Origin of the sequence: Butyricimonas sp., assembly GCF_019423355.1 — a bacterium.
GTDB lineage: Bacteria > Bacteroidota > Bacteroidia > Bacteroidales > Marinifilaceae > Butyricimonas > Butyricimonas faecihominis.
Genome location: NZ_JAHZBP010000002.1, coordinates 201,041 through 217,070 on the forward strand (window position 1 = coordinate 201,041; position 16,030 = coordinate 217,070).

A 16,030-nucleotide genomic window follows, 5' to 3' on the forward strand; every position below is an offset into this window, starting at 1 on the left:
AGACAACCACGGGGGATAATTTAGAAAGTTTCATCTTTTAGTTTTTAACTTTTATCTTTTAACTGTCACTTTTCCTCGAATCGCCATCCATCGACAACGCTTCGCGGAAAAGTGACCTGATTTCTTCATTCGGTTCCTGTCCCTTGCGCTGGCGGAAGTACTCGGCAAAGAGGGCGTTAACATCCGAGCGCAAGTCGTGGATAGAAGCCACACGATCGTTCACGAGAGAAGCGTCACGCACATCCGGGATGATACAAACAATACCGTCATGCGCGGCGTGCAGGGATTTCACTTCTTGGGCCGTGAGGAAAGTATCCGTGGCAACGGTCAGTTCCACCCACGTGTCGGGATGTTCCGCGAGCCATTGCAAGGCGGTATCCACCCCCTCGAAACGGCCACGCACCAAGGGACGCCCGCTCGTCAGCCGACGCTTCGTGACACGAGCCGGACATCCCGGTTCAAGGTCCACGAGCGTCACGTATTTATCCTGCTCGGCCTCGCTGAAACTGTAACTCAAGGGACTGCCGCTATATACTGCGGGACAAGGCTCCGTGTCCACCGTTTGCCAGCGATGCAGGTGTCCCAGCGCGGCGTACTGCATGGCAGGGGGAATCAACGAAGTATAGACGACATCGGCACCACCGATATTAATCGGTCGCTCATCCTCCGGCTCTTCGGGCAACTCACCGCCCTCCCTCGCCATGAAAAGATGGGCCACCAACAGGTTCACCCCCTCCGTGTCGCAATACTTGTCGGCCAACCCTGCCCAATGATCCCGCAGGAAAACCCGCAACCCCTCGTCGGCATCCTCCGTGCCCATGTAGCGTTTGGCCCGTTGCCCGTTCGTGTAAGGGGTAAGTAGCACCCGCAACGGGTAATCGAACCCCGGCAATCGGAACTCGGCAAACCCCTCGTCCGACCGGACCAACGTCACCCCGCCTTCCGTTCGCGTCTCCCGCGACACGATCATCGGGTTCCCGGCAAAGAAAATCCCGCTCTCCCGTGCCAGCACGTCGGGCGAATCCACCCGGTCCGGTGAATCGTGATTCCCGGCAATAGCCACCACCAAACGCTGCCCGCCCCGTGCCAACCGATGCAACGTGCGGTAAAGCAACTCGATCGCCTCCACGGGTGGGTTAAACGTGTCGAACAAGTCCCCCGCCACGATCACCGCATCCGCGGCCTCCTCGTCAGCCACCCGCACAATCTCGTCCATCACGGCCACTTGCTCTCCGGCACGCTCCCGGTCATTCAACCGCTTTCCAAGGTGCCAGTCTGAAGTATGTAATATTTTCATCCTCTATTTAATTAGAGCCTCCACGTTCCGGAGTCCCTCGTCAATACTCTCTTTCACGCCGGGCAAATCCCGCGCGTACTCTTCCGCGATCCTGAAATACGCCCTCGCCCGGGTCAACACGGCCCGCGTCTTCCGGTTATAATTCAACAGGAAAACCGCCTCGTTATAGTACGTCACCGCCATCACCTCCTTGTTCCGCGGGTTAAAACGGTTCGCCCGCCGGGCAAAAAGCATCTGTCGTTCACCCCTCGGTAAGCGCCGAAAGGCCGCGATACTATCCGTGTAATTATAATAATCTCCCCGCTCACCCTCCGTCAAATTCCCCTCGATAAACGCGTCCATGGCGTACGGCCTGTCGGTCAACTGCCACGCCGGATCAGCCGGCATGTGAGTGGTCAGAAATTGCTCTCCCCGCGTCAACACGTACTCCGGGTTCCAGTGCCGTCTGAACACCCATTCCCCCGCCGCATCTCTCCCCAACGCTCCCACGGCCCACATCATATCGACGTGCCACCACTCTCCCGCCACTTGCACGGCATTCCACACGTGATTCGTCCGGCGACACGTTTCCCCACGCTCCCGACCATCCTCCGCCACGTACCCTTCCACCCGCTCGTTCTCGATCCCCAGCCTGTTGCATAACTCCCCGAACAACCCCGTGAAATCCCCGCAAATTCCTTTCCTCTCCTTCAACACCTCGCGGTAATCCCCGTCCGGCCCTCCCGTGAGGAACTTCCCGGCGTCAATCGCCATGTACTCACGGAACCATCCCGCCAGCACGATCACTTTCTCCCGTTCCGTCCGCCCCCACCGGGCCACGCTGTCGACAAGCGCCTCCATGCTCACCTCACCGGGGAGGCGCCCTCCCCGTTCAAGCATACCCTCTTCCCCCGGCAAGACTTGTGCCACGAGAGGTATCTCCGAAAGGACAACCACCGCCGTCAACAACCATTTCACAGACGCACGCACCGGTATCATTTCACGAAACCCTTCAACATCCGTATTTCCTCCGGCCACAACGCCTCGTCCGGCGTTTCCAGTATCAATGGTATACCGTCAAACCGTTCGTCCTCCATGATCCACTTGAAAGGCTCTATGCCCAACGTTCCTTTTCCCAAACTATCGTGGCGATCCACCCGTGAACCCAGCTCTTTTTTGGCATCGTTCAGGTGCATACCCCGCAGGTACTTGAACCCGATCACGTTGTCGAAATGCTCGAACGTCTCGATGAATCCTCCCGATGTCGCCAAATCGTACCCCGCAGCGAAAGAATGGCAGGTATCAATGCAAACACCCACCCGGCTCTTGTCCTCCACCCGGTCAATAATATAGGCGATCTGCTCGAACGTGTAGCCGAGATTCGATCCCTGTCCCGCCGTGTTCTCGATCACCGCCGTCACGCCGCGGGTCTTGTCCAGCGTCAGGTTAATCGACTCCGCGATCAGCGCCAGACATTCCTCGTCGCTGATCTTCTTCAACGTGCTGCCGGGGTGAAAATTCAACCTGTCCAGTCCTAGCTGCTCGCAGCGCTGCATCTCGTCGAGGAAAGCCTCCCGCGACTTCTCCAACACATCCGCATCCGGGTTTCCGAGATTAATCAAATAACTATCGTGCGGCAATATCTGTCGAGGCGTGTACCCGAATTCCTCGCAGCGTTCTTTGAACAACGCAATACTCCCCGCGGTCAGCGGTGCCGCCTTCCACTGCCGCTGGTTCTTCGTGAACAAGGCAAAAGCCGTCGCCCCGATTTCGCGGGCGTTCAACGGCGCGTTCTCCACTCCTCCCGATGCACTCACGTGCGCTCCTATATACTTTTCCATAGCTTATTTTTATATTATATGCAAAGCTACGATAAAGAATTGAAATCAAAAAGCGATAACCACGTGCGGCTGGAATTTAAAATCTAAAATTAAAATGGCCCCGTGTGGCAGGCATCTAAATTCTAAACTCTAAACTTCTTCCAGCTTCTTTCAACTTTAAACTTCTTTTCCTATCTTTGCACCCGCTAAAAAAAACACGTAATCAGCATGGGTTTCAAGGAAGAAATATTAAAACGACGCACGTTCGGTATCATCAGTCACCCCGACGCGGGTAAAACGACCTTAACGGAGAAATTATTGCTTTTCGGTGGTGCCATACACGTGGCGGGAGCCGTGAAGTCGAACAAGATCAAGAAAACGGCCACCTCCGACTTCATGGAGATCGAGCGCCAGAGAGGGATCTCCGTGGCCACTTCCGTCATGGGTTTCGAGTACAAGGACGTGAAGATCAACATTCTTGACACCCCCGGTCACCAAGACTTCGCCGAGGACACGTTTCGCGTGCTGACGGCCTGCGACAGCGTGATCATCGTCGTTGACTCGGCGAAAGGCGTGGAGACGCAGACCCGCAAGCTGATGCAAGTGTGCCGGATGCGCAAAACCCCGGTCATCGTGTTTATCAACAAGCTCGACCGCCCCGGTCAGGACCCGTTCGACCTGCTGGACGAGATCGAGAAAGAGCTGCAAATACAAGTCACCCCGTTAAGCTGGCCTATCGGTAACGGCGACCAGTTCAAGGGTATTTACAACATACACCGCGAGAACCTTTGCCTCTACTCGGCAAGCGTGCAGACCATTCAGGATGGCATTGAGATCAACGACATCAATTCCGGCGAACTCGACGAGCATATTGGTGAACGCTCGGCCGACAAGTTGCGGGAAGACCTCGAACTCGTTCGGGAAGTATACCCCGCCATCGACCGCACGGCGTACCTCGACGGGCAAGTGGCTCCCGTGTTCTTCGGATCGGCGCTGAACAACTTCGGTATCCGCGAGATGCTGGATTGTTTCATCGAAATCGCTCCCAGCCCGCTTCCCCGCGAGACGGACGAGCGTCTCGTGCAACCGGACGAGGAGAAATTCACCGGTTTTGTCTTCAAGATCCACGCCAACATGGACCCCAACCACCGTGACCGTATCGCCTTCGTGAAAGTGTGTTCCGGCGTGTTCCGGCGTAACACCAACTACCTGCACGTCGGTCTGGGCAAGAACCTCAAGTTCTCCACCCCCACGGCGTTCATGGCGTCCAAGAAATCCATCATCGACGAGGCGTACCCCGGTGACATCGTGGGTCTTCACGACACGGGTAACTTCAAGATCGGTGACACGCTGACGGAAGGCGAGAAACTTCATTTCAAGGGTATTCCCAGTTTCTCCCCGGAACTCTTCAAGTACATCGAGAACGCCGACCCCATGAAATCCAAGCAACTGGCCAAGGGTATCGACCAACTCATGGACGAGGGTGTGGCCCAGTTGTTCACGAACCAGTTCAACAATCGCAAGATTATCGGAACCGTAGGTGCGCTCCAGTTCGAGGTTATCGAGTACCGTTTGCTGCACGAGTACAGCGCCGCCTGTCGCTGGGAAAATATCAATCTTTACAAGGCTTGCTGGATCGAGGCTCTCGACCCGAAGGAATTGGAAGATTTCCGTCTTCACAAGGCGCAGTACATGGCCAAGGACAAGTGGGGTCGTGACGTATTTCTCGCCGAATCACAGTACATGCTGCAAATGGCGCAAGTGAATTACAAGAAACTGGTGTTCCACTTTACCTCGGAATTTTAGGGTTTATAAGGTTTATAAACCTTATAAACTAGGAAAACATTCAAGGCGCGATCTCACCCTAGAATCTCGTTGGCATCGCGGGCGACACGGAGATAGACGGAAGTGGAAAACTCGTCCTGCCCGGAACCCGCCACGTAGGGATAAAGGTGGACGATCTCGTCTGGGGAGAGAGGCTTGCCGGTTGCCGTCACGGGATCGGGCAGCGTGAACGTGGCTACCCGTCCGGCACGGGTGACGTTGGGCAAGTGAAGCACGCGGGGCGCGTCGGGCAAGGAATCGTAGAAGTAGCCGATGACAAGCGTATCCTTGTCCCTCGTCTCGTTGGGGACGCCGTGGGGTCGCCACTCGATGGTGATCTCCCAGCCGCGACGGGTGACGCGGGTGAAGAGCGGCACGGCGAGCCACCCGACGCTGAATATAAAGGCGCGGAAGTTCGCCACGCCGTTCTCGTCGCACGCGGTGCCGTTGACCTTGTGGCAGAGATTCGCGGGAGTCATGTTCGTTGCCTTCGCGAGGGACACCCACGCGTTGAGGTCCCGCAGCTTTCGCGTGAGGATTTTCACGAGCCGCGACACGAGGGCGAACACGCTGGACCGCTGGCGCTGGTTCAAGGTACGGGCGGCGCGGCGGCGGTCACGTTCCTCCCTCGACCCGGGGGGGCGTTTGCTACTGCAATGGCATACTTTACCTTTCCGGTAGTACGTGGTCACCCCGTCGCAACGGGTGGTTTCCGGTCGCTTGCCGGCCGGCCGCGTGATTTTTTTCTTCTTTTTCATAACACCTCCTTGTTAAACGTTCCTGTAATCCTCCAACAATGCTTAAAGGCACCTTAACAACAAATATACTAAATTTTCGTTAAATTACCAAATCATGCATGGTAAGTGTTCGCTTTTACATCGAACACTTGTCGAACACTTATCGAACACTTGTCGAACACTTACCGAATGACTACCGAAGGTGACGTTAATCTATAGTGAAGATAACCAGCATCTTACACGAAAACTGGCAGGAATCCCATTATTTCTTACTTCTGTCAAGAAAAAAGGCTCTATTTATACCCCCGCGCGTTCCTTGCTTTCCCACCTTCATGCCCTGACACGAAACGAGCCTGCACTAGCTATTGTTACCGATAAATTTAATACCTTTACGCTGGAGCAAGAATTGAATATGGACGAAACATTACGGGAATTTTTCAACGACGTGTACGAGATCACCCGGCAGATCCCGCGGGGAAAAGTACTCACCTACGGCAGGATCGCCGCGCTGGCGGGACGACCGCAACACGCCCGGTGGGTAGGCCGGGCAATGGCACAATCCCCGGACGACAAGACGCTCCCCTGCCACCGTGTCGTGAACAGTGCCGGACAGACCGCACCGGGATGGACCGAACAACGGACGCTACTCGAAAACGAAGGGGTCACCTTCCGTCCCAACGGCCACGTGGACATGAAAAAACATTTGTGGGAAATCCTATCAGCCGATGAAGTCACAAGTTAAGGGGTAGCATCTCCTGTAACTTTTTAATACTTGTCGTTGCAGGTATTAAAATTTATCCGTAGCTTTGCCATGAGATATTCTGAAGGGGTGCCTAAGAAGCGAGGGATTTTCCCGACACTTCTACCTGCCGCGAGAAGGCAGGGTAATACAACGGGCTGAGATTATACCCATGAACCTGATCCGGGTAATGCCGGCGGAGGGAAAGAGTTATAATACAAGCTGGATTTCATTGTAGACTTCCCGGAGGATTGAAAAAAGTTTAGAATTTAGAGTTTAAAATTTAGAGTGGACTACCCCCTCTGGCTCCCCCTTGCACAGGGGGAGAAACGGACGCGAGAAACGCCACAATGTTACAATGTAGCGAGTTCTCCCCCTGTGTAAGTGGGAGCTAGAGGGGGTAGTTAGAAGTTAAAAATTTATATACAATGCAAGTATTTATAAACGACAAATCCTTCGAATGCGCCCCCGGCACGACACTCCCCGAAGTACTGGAAACCAACGCCATCCCGACGGGCAACATTGCCATCGCCGTGGATTTCAACGTCATTCCCCGTCCCGACTGGGGTAAAACCGTGCTTCAAGATGGTAGCAAAATTATCATCATCAAGGCAGTACAGGGAGGATAAGGAAGAATGTAGAATTTAGAATGTAGAATTTAGAATGAATAGTTTCCCCATTCTACATTTTAAATTTTAAATTTAAAATTTAATAAAATGAGCCAAGAATTTACCATTTCAAGCGGCCCGCTACCCGGGTCGGAAAAGATTTACGTGAAGGGCGAGATGTTCGACATCGAGGTGCCGATGCGCCGGATTAACCTCACGCCCACGGTTGACACGGACGGGACGAAGATCGAAAACGAGCCTGTCGTGGTTTACGATACATCGGGACCTTACACGGACCCGAACTACACGGTGGACCTGCACAAGGGACTGCCCAAGATCCGGGAACAATGGATTGCCGACCGGAATGACACTGTGAAACTGGAAGGACTGAGTTCCGAGTACGGCCGGGCGCGCCAAAATGATCGCTCGCTCGATGCCTTGCGTTTCGAACACGTGAACACCACGCCGAGAGTGGCGAAACCGGGACACCGAGTGTCGCAGATGTACTACGCCCGTCAGGGAATCATCACCCCGGAAATGGAATACATCGCCATCCGCGAGAACCAGATGGTCGACAAGATCCGGGAGGCCTACAAGAAAGAGAAAGGCGAGCCGCTGGGCGCGAACTTCCCGGAATATATCACCCCGGAATTCGTGCGTCAGGAAGTGGCCGCCGGGCGGGCCATCATCCCCGCAAATATCAACCACCCGGAGAGCGAGCCGATGATCATCGGGCGCAACTTCCTCGTGAAGATCAACGCCAACATCGGGAACTCCCCCATCACCTCGTCTATTTCCGAGGAAGTGGAAAAAGCCGTGTGGGCCTTCCGCTGGGGAGCCGACACGATCATGGACCTGTCGACCGGGAAAAACATCCACGAGACACGCGAGTGGATCATCCGTAACTCGCCCGTACCCGTGGGAACCGTGCCATTGTACCAAGCACTGGAAAAGGTGCGGGGCAAGGTGGAAGACCTCACGTGGGAGATTTACCGCGACACGCTCATCGAGCAAGCCGAGCAAGGCGTAGACTACTTCACGATCCATGCCGGGTTGCGCTGGCACCACGTGCCGCTGACGCTGAAACGCCTCACGGGAATCGTGTCCCGCGGGGGAGCCATCATGGCACACTGGTGTACGACCCACAAGCGGGAAAGTTTCTTGTACGAGCATTTCGAGGACATCTGCGAGATTCTCGCCAAATATGACGTCGGGGTATCCATCGGTGACGGGTTGCGTCCCGGTTGCATCGCCGACTCGAACGACGAGGCACAGCTTGCCGAGTTGAAAACGCTGGGAGAACTGGCCCGGGTGGCTTCCAAGCATGACGTGCAAGTGATCATCGAGGGACCGGGACACGTGCCGATGCAGAAAATCCGGGAAAATATGCGACTGGAACAGGAATGGTGCGACGAGGCCCCGTTCTACACCCTCGGACCGCTCGTGACGGACATCGCCCCCGGCTACGACCACATCACCTCTGCCATCGGTGGTGCCATGATCGGCTGGTTCGGGACATCCATGCTCTGCTACGTGACCCAGAAGGAACACCTCGGGTTGCCGAACCGGGACGACGTGAAAGAAGGCGTGATTACCTTCAAACTCGCCGCCCACGCCGCCGACCTTGCCAAAGGCCACCCCGCCGCTTACTACCGGGATTACGCCATGAGCAAGGCCCGTTTCGAGTTCCGATGGAAAGACCAGTTCCATCTCGCGCTGGATTCTGAAAAAGCCTTGCGTTTCCACGACGAGACGTTACCCGCCGAGGGACACAAAGAGGCTCATTTCTGCTCCATGTGCGGGGAACATTTCTGCTCCATGCGTGCCAGCGAGAAGTTGAGGAAAAAGATAAATGAACAGGAAGGATAGAGTTCAAACCACATACACATGATCGTAATCATCACCCCTCCCCGCACCCTGCCTGACGAAGAGCATATCGTGAACAAGCTCTTTGAAAGCGGATTGCACTTGCTGCACCTGCGAAAGCCGGGAGCAGACCGGGACACGCTGGAACATTACATCCGGGGTATCCGGCCGCATTTCCGGGAACGTGTCATCCTGCACGACCACTTCGAACTGGCAGAAGAGTACGGGTTAAGAGGGATTCACCTGAAATACAACGAGGTTCGGACGTTCACCGGACGGGATCGACTCGCCCACGTGAGCGTGTCGTGTCACTCCTTCGAGGAAATCGACGCCTTGCCTTTCGAGCCGAACTACGTCTTTCTCAGCCCGGTATTTGACAGCATTTCCAAACCCGGATACCCGTCGGCCTTCGCCCCGGAATACCTGAAGGAAAACTTGCAAAAGAGACGCGTACCCGTGATCGCCTTGGGAGGTATCACCGCGGAAAAAGTTGCGGAATGCCGGAAAATGGGATTCCGCGGGGTCGCCTTGCTGGGACACGTGTGGGAACAGCCGTCGGAGACCGTTGCCCGTTTCACCAACATCTTGCCCGACGAGGTGCTAAGTATCGCCGGGTTTGACCAAAGTTCCGGGGCCGGGGTGACGGCTGACATCAAAACGTTCGAAAGTTGCCGGGTATATGGACTTGGAACGAGCAGTTCCATCACCTTCCAGAATCAAAACACTTACCTCGGGACGAAGTGGCTCACGCCGGACGAGATCATCCGGCAATGCGACGTCCTGTTCCGGGAGTTCAGCCCCGCTTACGTCAAGATCGGGTTGATCGAAAGTTTCGACACGCTGGAACAAGTGGTGAACTATCTCCGGACGGCTCTCCCTAAGGTAAGGATTATCTGGGACCCGATACTGAAAGCCAGCGCCGGGTTCCAGTTCCATGACGGGGAGAATCTAACTCAGTTGCAGGATATACTTCGAAAGATATACCTGATCACCCCGAACACGGACGAGCTGAAAACACTTTTCGGGAATCACCCGGACGTGGAAAGCCTGCAAGCGCTGGCCCGCAGCCTGAACCTCAATATCCTCTGGAAAGGCGGTCATAATGACGGGGCGCTGGCTTCCGATCGGCTGGTCACCCCGGACAAGGTGTACACCTTCTCGGTGACACGGGCAAGACACGGGAAACACGGGACGGGATGCGTTCTCTCCTCGGCCATCGCCTCGTATCTCACGCTCGGCTATCCCCTCCCCGACGCTTGTCGGCTGGGGCAGTACTACGTGGCAGGATTTATCCGCTCCAACGACACGAACCTAGGGATGCATAACCGCATGGAAAGCACCGCCCCGGAAGTTGACTTGTACCGGATTCCCTTGCAATACATCACCGACCACAAGGAGGGAGTTTCTATTCCCGAACAGGTGGAGGCCGTGTGCAAGGGAGGATGTCGATGGGTGCAACTACGGATGAAAGAGGCTGACCGGGAAGAGTTTATCCGTGTCGGACGCACCGTGAAAGAGATTTGTAAACGTCACGGGGCCTTGTTCCTTGTCAATGACAACGTGGACATCGCCCTTGAACTGGATGCCGACGGGGTACACTTGGGAAAAGAGGACATGAATCCCCTCGAAGCCCGCCGGATTCTCGGTTACTCGAAGATCATCGGGGGAACATGCAACACGTTTGAAGACGTCGTGACCCGTTTTCGTCAACAGGTAGACTACATCGGTCTGGGACCATTCACGTACACCTCGACGAAAAAGCGTCTCAGCCCGGTCCTCGGTCTCGAAGGCTACCGGAAGATCATGGACGCCTGCCGGAAAGAGAGCATCCATCTTCCCGTCCACGCCATTGGGGGCATCCGGGAGGACGATATTCTACCGATATTAAACACGGGAGTAACGGGCATCGCCCTCTCTTCCCTGCTTAAAAACAGCGAGGATATAACGGGAAAAACGAGAGAAACGGTGGAACAATTGAATATAAAAGAACTCCCTCCCCCCTTCGGGGTACTCCCTCTATAAACAGAGGGAGAGTTGAGTTACTCTTCATCTTTGGGAAGAGTCACCAGCTCCTCCTCTGTTTATAGAGGAGGTGGCAGCGAAGCTGACGGAGGAGTTCAATCTAAAATTTAAAATCTAAAATTAGTATGGCTTTAAAAATAGCAGACAAAGAATTTACCTCACGCTTATTTACCGGAACCGGTAAATTCGCATCGAATCAACTGATGGAAGATGCCATCTTGGCATCCGAATCACAACTCGTAACCGTCGCGCTGAAACGCATGAACATGGACGGTAAGGATGATGATATTCTGGCTCATCTGAAAGCACCTCATATCACCTTGTTACCCAATACTTCCGGCGTGAGAACCGCCAAAGAAGCCGTGTTCGCTGCACAACTGGCGAGAGAGGCTCTCGGCACGAACTGGCTGAAACTGGAAATACATCCCGATCCCAAGTACCTGTTGCCCGACCCGATCGAAACCTTGAAAGCGACCGAGGAATTGGCCAAACTGGGTTTCGTGGTATTACCCTACATTCAAGCTGATCCGGTACTTTGCAAACACCTTGAAAATGCCGGGGCCGCCACCGTGATGCCGTTAGGCGCACCGATCGGCACGAACAAAGGGCTGGTGACCCGCGACCTGCTGGAGATCATCATTGAACAGAGTAACATCCCGGTAATCGTGGATGCCGGAATCGGGGCTCCCTCCCACGCCGCCGCTGCCATGGAAATGGGTGCTGCCGCAGTGCTGGTGAATACCGCTATTGCCGTATCGCCTAACCCGGTAGAAATGGGGCGGGCATTTAAACTGGCCGTGGAGGCCGGACGCATGGCATTCGAGGCAAAACTTGCCAAACAATACCGCCACGCACAGGCCAGCTCCCCGTTAACGGCATTTTTGGATTAAATGGGTTCATCAGGTCTATAAGGCACGTAAAGTGATGGGTGTCCTTCGGACAGTGTTTTAACGGCAGTTTATGTTACCGATAAAGATTAAACAACCCCCTCTGGCTCCTCCTTGCACAGGGGGAGGATGTGCTACATTGAAACATTGAAGCGACTTCTTGCGTCCGTTTCTCCCCCTGTGGGGGAGTTAGAGGGGGTTGTTAGCACACGAAACAAAACCTTATGAACCTTATGAACCTTATGAACTTTACAAACTTTTAAACATCAAGTAAATGACTTCATTTTACGATACCTTGAAAACCTACGACTGGGACGATGTGAAACAGAACATCATGGATAAGTCGAAAAACGATGCTATCGCGGCAATCAATAACCCGCATCGCACGTTAGATGATTTTATGGCATTGATCTCCCCGGCAGCAACACCGTTACTGGAGGACATGGCCGTGGAGGCTAACCGTCTGACTCTGGAAAGATTCGGGAACACGATCCAGTTGTACATTCCCCTGTACGTTTCCAATTACTGCACGAATTTCTGCGTGTACTGCGGTTTCAACCACGATAACGATATTCACCGGAAAATGCTTACTCTCGAAGAGGTACAGGCGGAAACTGACGTCATTACCGGGTGGGGATTCAAGCACCTGTTGCTCGTGTCGGGCGAGGCGCCTGCCGTGACCACGGTGGACTACTACGAGAAAGTGATCCGCGCAGTACGGGACAAGTTCTCGCAGATCGCCCTTGAAGTGCAACCTCTCGACACGGAGGACTACGCCCGGTTACACGAGGCCGGGTTGAGCTTCGTGTGCGTGTACCAAGAAACGTATAACGAACAACAATATCCCAAGTACCACCCCAAGGGACGGAAGGCAAATTACCGCTACCGTTTGGAAACTCCCGACAGGGTATGCACGGCCGGGGTTCAGAAAATGGGTATCGGGGCATTGCTCGGTCTGGAAGACTGGCGCACCGACTCGTTCTTCACGGCCCTGCACTTGAAATACCTAGAAAGGACCTACTGGCGTTCCAAGTACTCGATCTCTCTTCCCCGCCTGCGACCACACGCCGGGGCCTTCATGCCGAAAGACCCGATCAACGACAAGCAGATGGTGCAACTGATATGCGCCTACCGTTTGCTCGACCAGCAGGCCGAAATCTCCGTGTCCACGCGGGAAAGCCGGGAATTCCGGGATCACGTGATGCACCTAGGAGCCACGTCCATGAGTGCCGGGTCAAGCACGGAGCCGGGCGGGTACGTCGTTCCCCACAAGGAACTGGAACAATTTGCCATCAACGATAACCGTACCCCGCAAGAAATGGTCGAGGCCATTAAAGCACAAGGGTATGAACCCGTGTGGAAAGATTGGGACGCTTGGATGTAGTTAATAATAATAGGGTTTGGTAGCCGCCAAACCTTATTATTACATGCTTGATAACTTCTTTTAACTTTTGAAAAACAATAAATATTCTTCTCCTTTTGTTACGTTTGTCTTTTTAATACTCTAAAATCATTTTAATTATGGTAGTTGCATATTTGCGAGTCAGCACAAACAAACAACATTTGGAAAACCAGCAGGAGGAGATCAAGAAATTTGCAGCCCACCGGGGACTTGATATTGACAAGTGGTATCATGACGTTGTCAGTGGAAAAGTACATAGTAATGACCGAAAATTAGGCGACCTTCTGGAATCTTTGCAGGAAGGTGATTGCCTTATCGTCACGGAAGTTTCGCGATTGAGCAGGACATTGATTGACATCATGAATATCATCAATACCTGTATTCAACGTAAAATTGTTCTTCATAGCACGAAAGAAGGATACACTTTCGAGAATAACCTGAACAGTAAAATCCTAGGATTCGCGTTCGGGCTAGTCGCAGAAATCGAACGTAATCTTATATCCATCCGGACAAGAGAGGCTCTCGCGGTAAGAAAGGCCGAGGGAAAAAAACTGGGGCGCCCGTATGGCAGTTGTCCGCAGTTGAACGTGTTGATACAAAACAAGGAGAAGATTATCGAACTCATGGATAACAGCGTACCTTACAAGAAAATAGCCAAGAAATACAAAGTATCCATCTGCACCGTCAACCGATTTGTCAAACAACACATTAACGAAAGCAAGTAACAAGAGTAGAACAAATTAGAATTTTCATTACCGATGCCACTGACCAATCAAGAACAAGAACGTTATAATCGACACATTATCCTACACGACATTAGAATTCAAGGACAAGAAAAAATTAAAGAAACGAGCATACTGGTCGTAGGAGCCGGGGGATTAGGCTCACCTATATTATATTACCTCACGGCAGCAGGAATCGGCCATATCGGCATCATGGACGACGATGTTGTTTCAGAATCCAACCTGCAACGCCAAATATTATACGACACGACTCACGTGGGAACTCCGAAAGTCACCGTCGCCACCACGAAATTAAAACAATTAAATCCATTCACCCGGATTACACCATATTTTACCCGGTTATCACTGGATAACGCACTGGAAATCATTCCCGAATACGATATTGTCATGGACGCGACAGATAATCTCCACGCCCGTTACCTGATTAATGACGCTTGCGTGAAGCTGGGAAAACCGTTCGTTTACGGCAGCATTTGCGAGTTCAGCGGGCAAGTGTCCGTATTCAATTACCAGAACGGTCCCACTTACCGGGATCTTTTCGAGTACAATGACGAGATCGAAAATTTCTCGCAACCGCTGGGTGTCATCGGGGCATTACCGGGAATTGTCGGTTCCCTTCAAGCGAACGAAGCAATTAAAATCATACTGGAGAAACCCGGCGTACTTTCCGGGAAATTACTGACTATTGATATATTGAATAACACGTACCTCACTTTTGCCATCCGGAAGAAGGAACGAGGAGAGGAATCTCTATTTAAATAAAAAGTGAACTGGCATTGCCAGTTCACTTTTTATTTTCTCTCGTACCCCGGCTTGCCCAGCAGCATGAACATATTGTTCTTATAGGCCTCCACGCCCGGCTGGTCGAAAGTATTCACCCCGAGTATACCACCGGAGATACCACAAGCCAGTTCGTAGAAATAGAATAGCTGACCCAAGTAGTACTCCGTCAGTTCCGGGATAATGACCCGGATATTCGGTACCCCACCATCCACGTGGGCGAGTTGGGTTCCCAGTTCGGCCATCTTATTTACCTCATCGACGCGCTTACCGGCCAGATAATTCAGTTTATCAAGGTCATGGGCATCGCAAGGCACTTGCAAGCTGTATTTCGTTTTATCAATGGAAAGAACCGTCTCGAACAGATTTCGACGTCCTTCCTGTATGTATTGCCCCATGGAGTGCAAATCTGTCGTGAAGTCAACGCTGGCGGGGAATATACCCTTATTCTCTTTGCCCTCGCTTTCCCCGTAAAGCTGTTTCCACCATTCGGCAACATAATGCAATTTCGGGTTGAAGTTCACCGTGATCTCGATCACGTACCCCTTCTCGTAGAGCGCATTCCGAACGGCAGCGTATGTGGCGGAAAGCTCTGCCCCATTCTCCTTGCCATACGCCCGCATATCCACGGCACCTTTAACTAAAGCCCGGACGTCAAACCCGGCAATAGCCACGGGGAGCAATCCCACGGGGGTCAGCACGGAGTAGCGTCCCCCGACATTGTCCGGAATAACGAAAGTCTCGTACCCTTCCCGGTCCGACATCGTTCGCAAGGCTCCCTTTTTCTCGTCGGTAATGGCCACGATTCTCTCCCTTGCCACGGTAACTCCCTCTTGCTCGATCAGTTGATCCTTCAGTAAACGGAAAGCCACGGCAGGTTCGGTCGTGGTTCCCGATTTGGAAATCACGCATATACCGAATTTCTTATCTTTAAGGAACGTCTGTAACTCGTATAGATAGTCCTCGCTCACGTTATTTCCCGCGAAAACAACTTTCGTACCGGAATAAGCATCAAAACTACCGGACATGGCCTCGATCACCGCTTTGGCTCCCAAGTAAGATCCCCCGATGCCCACAATGACAACAACATCGGTTTGCTCCCTTAACTTGTTGGCACAAGCGGAAATACGATTCAATTCATCATCCGTGATGTGGACGGGTAGATCGAGCCAACCCAAAAAGTCACTCCCTTTACAAGTTCCGTCTTCCAAGCCCTTTAGAGCCTTTGTTGCTTTTTCTCGTTGCACGGCGATCTCTTTTTCCCCTACAAACGATAACACCTTCGAGTAGTCAAGTTTTATGCGATCCATTGTTTTCATGTTTTAT

The 16,030-nt window shown here is 53.0% G+C and carries 14 protein-coding genes; 9 read left to right on the top strand and 5 right to left on the bottom strand.

Annotation, left to right across the window (positions count from 1 at the left end):
• Nucleotides 1-58: 58 nt before the first annotated feature.
• The 3 genes from QVC79_RS03460 to nfo are packed head-to-tail and all read right to left on the bottom strand — an operon-like array spanning nucleotide 59 to nucleotide 3,117.
• Nucleotides 59-1,297 carry a metallophosphoesterase family protein gene (locus QVC79_RS03460; RefSeq protein WP_270593761.1) on the bottom strand — a complete coding sequence of 413 codons (1,239 nt, stop codon included), beginning with the start codon at nucleotides 1,295-1,297 and terminating at the stop codon, nucleotides 59-61.
• Nucleotides 1,298-1,300: 3 nt separating this feature from the next.
• Nucleotides 1,301-2,275 carry a transglutaminase domain-containing protein gene (locus QVC79_RS03465; RefSeq protein ID WP_270593760.1) on the bottom strand — a complete coding sequence of 325 codons (975 nt, stop codon included), beginning with the start codon at nucleotides 2,273-2,275 and terminating at the stop codon, nucleotides 1,301-1,303.
• Complete coding sequence (nfo, locus tag QVC79_RS03470; RefSeq protein ID WP_270593758.1) at nucleotides 2,272-3,117, bottom strand: deoxyribonuclease IV; 846 nt, start codon at nucleotides 3,115-3,117, stop codon at nucleotides 2,272-2,274. The genes QVC79_RS03465 and nfo overlap by 4 nt, the downstream gene beginning before the upstream one ends.
• A 207-nt stretch (nucleotides 3,118-3,324) precedes the next feature.
• Here nfo and QVC79_RS03475 point away from each other — a divergent pair, with 207 nt between their 5' ends.
• Nucleotides 3,325-4,902, top strand: coding sequence for a peptide chain release factor 3 (locus tag QVC79_RS03475; protein ID WP_270593740.1), 1,578 nt, complete (start codon nucleotides 3,325-3,327; stop codon nucleotides 4,900-4,902).
• 53 nt (nucleotides 4,903-4,955) lie between these two features.
• Here the strand turns inward: QVC79_RS03475 and QVC79_RS03480 are convergent, their stop codons facing one another.
• Nucleotides 4,956-5,678 (bottom strand): hypothetical protein, encoded by a 723-nt coding sequence (locus QVC79_RS03480; RefSeq protein WP_287642438.1) that lies wholly within the window; start codon nucleotides 5,676-5,678, stop codon nucleotides 4,956-4,958.
• Nucleotides 5,679-6,069: 391 nt separating this feature from the next.
• Here QVC79_RS03480 and QVC79_RS03485 point away from each other — a divergent pair, with 391 nt between their 5' ends.
• The 8 genes from QVC79_RS03485 to QVC79_RS03520 all read left to right on the top strand — a co-directional run bounded on the left by QVC79_RS03485 (nucleotide 6,070) and on the right by QVC79_RS03520 (nucleotide 14,686).
• Nucleotides 6,070-6,399, top strand: a complete 330-nt coding sequence (locus tag QVC79_RS03485) for an MGMT family protein (RefSeq protein ID WP_118305091.1) — start codon at nucleotides 6,070-6,072, stop codon at nucleotides 6,397-6,399.
• Nucleotides 6,400-6,824: 425 nt separating this feature from the next.
• Entirely contained in the window at nucleotides 6,825-7,025 is a 201-nt protein-coding gene (thiS, locus tag QVC79_RS03490) for a sulfur carrier protein ThiS (protein WP_270593736.1), read from the top strand.
• 87 nt (nucleotides 7,026-7,112) lie between these two features.
• On the top strand, nucleotides 7,113-8,873 hold the full coding sequence (thiC, locus tag QVC79_RS03495) for a phosphomethylpyrimidine synthase ThiC (protein ID WP_087419967.1): 1,761 nt from the start codon (nucleotides 7,113-7,115) through the stop codon (nucleotides 8,871-8,873).
• Nucleotides 8,874-8,891: 18 nt separating this feature from the next.
• Nucleotides 8,892-10,892 (top strand): thiamine phosphate synthase, encoded by a 2,001-nt coding sequence (locus QVC79_RS03500; protein WP_270593733.1) that lies wholly within the window; start codon nucleotides 8,892-8,894, stop codon nucleotides 10,890-10,892.
• Between the two features lie 125 nt (nucleotides 10,893-11,017).
• A complete protein-coding gene (locus tag QVC79_RS03505) occupies nucleotides 11,018-11,782 on the top strand; it encodes a thiazole synthase (RefSeq protein ID WP_270542485.1) in 765 nt (254 codons plus the stop codon).
• Between the two features lie 271 nt (nucleotides 11,783-12,053).
• Nucleotides 12,054-13,163 carry a 2-iminoacetate synthase ThiH gene (gene thiH / locus QVC79_RS03510; protein WP_270593731.1) on the top strand — a complete coding sequence of 370 codons (1,110 nt, stop codon included), beginning with the start codon at nucleotides 12,054-12,056 and terminating at the stop codon, nucleotides 13,161-13,163.
• Between the two features lie 137 nt (nucleotides 13,164-13,300).
• On the top strand, nucleotides 13,301-13,906 hold the full coding sequence (locus tag QVC79_RS03515; RefSeq protein WP_027202688.1) for a recombinase family protein: 606 nt from the start codon (nucleotides 13,301-13,303) through the stop codon (nucleotides 13,904-13,906).
• A gap of 33 nt (nucleotides 13,907-13,939) precedes the next feature.
• Nucleotides 13,940-14,686, top strand: coding sequence for a HesA/MoeB/ThiF family protein (locus tag QVC79_RS03520; RefSeq protein ID WP_270593730.1), 747 nt, complete (start codon nucleotides 13,940-13,942; stop codon nucleotides 14,684-14,686).
• A gap of 29 nt (nucleotides 14,687-14,715) precedes the next feature.
• On the opposite strand, the gene QVC79_RS03525 is transcribed toward QVC79_RS03520, so the two are convergent.
• A complete protein-coding gene (locus tag QVC79_RS03525; protein WP_270594161.1) occupies nucleotides 14,716-16,014 on the bottom strand; it encodes a glucose-6-phosphate isomerase in 1,299 nt (432 codons plus the stop codon).
• Between the last annotated feature and the right edge of the window lie 16 nt (nucleotides 16,015-16,030).

Excerpts from the sequence above, each read along its gene's own strand:
- QVC79_RS03460 (WP_270593761.1), bottom strand. The coding sequence starts at position 1,297 with ATGAAAATATTACATACTTCAGACTGGCACCTTGGAAAGCGGTTGAAT.
- QVC79_RS03465 (WP_270593760.1), bottom strand. The coding sequence starts at position 2,275 with ATGATACCGGTGCGTGCGTCTGTGAAATGGTTGTTGACGGCGGTGGTT.
- nfo (WP_270593758.1), bottom strand. The coding sequence starts at position 3,117 with ATGGAAAAGTATATAGGAGCGCACGTGAGTGCATCGGGAGGAGTGGAG.
- QVC79_RS03475 (WP_270593740.1), top strand. The coding sequence starts at position 3,325 with ATGGGTTTCAAGGAAGAAATATTAAAACGACGCACGTTCGGTATCATC.
- QVC79_RS03480 (WP_287642438.1), bottom strand. The coding sequence starts at position 5,678 with ATGAAAAAGAAGAAAAAAATCACGCGGCCGGCCGGCAAGCGACCGGAA.
- QVC79_RS03485 (WP_118305091.1), top strand. The coding sequence starts at position 6,070 with ATGGACGAAACATTACGGGAATTTTTCAACGACGTGTACGAGATCACC.
- thiS (WP_270593736.1), top strand. The coding sequence starts at position 6,825 with ATGCAAGTATTTATAAACGACAAATCCTTCGAATGCGCCCCCGGCACG.
- thiC (WP_087419967.1), top strand. The coding sequence starts at position 7,113 with ATGAGCCAAGAATTTACCATTTCAAGCGGCCCGCTACCCGGGTCGGAA.
- QVC79_RS03500 (WP_270593733.1), top strand. The coding sequence starts at position 8,892 with ATGATCGTAATCATCACCCCTCCCCGCACCCTGCCTGACGAAGAGCAT.
- QVC79_RS03505 (WP_270542485.1), top strand. The coding sequence starts at position 11,018 with ATGGCTTTAAAAATAGCAGACAAAGAATTTACCTCACGCTTATTTACC.
- thiH (WP_270593731.1), top strand. The coding sequence starts at position 12,054 with ATGACTTCATTTTACGATACCTTGAAAACCTACGACTGGGACGATGTG.
- QVC79_RS03515 (WP_027202688.1), top strand. The coding sequence starts at position 13,301 with ATGGTAGTTGCATATTTGCGAGTCAGCACAAACAAACAACATTTGGAA.
- QVC79_RS03520 (WP_270593730.1), top strand. The coding sequence starts at position 13,940 with ATGCCACTGACCAATCAAGAACAAGAACGTTATAATCGACACATTATC.
- QVC79_RS03525 (WP_270594161.1), bottom strand. The coding sequence starts at position 16,014 with ATGGATCGCATAAAACTTGACTACTCGAAGGTGTTATCGTTTGTAGGG.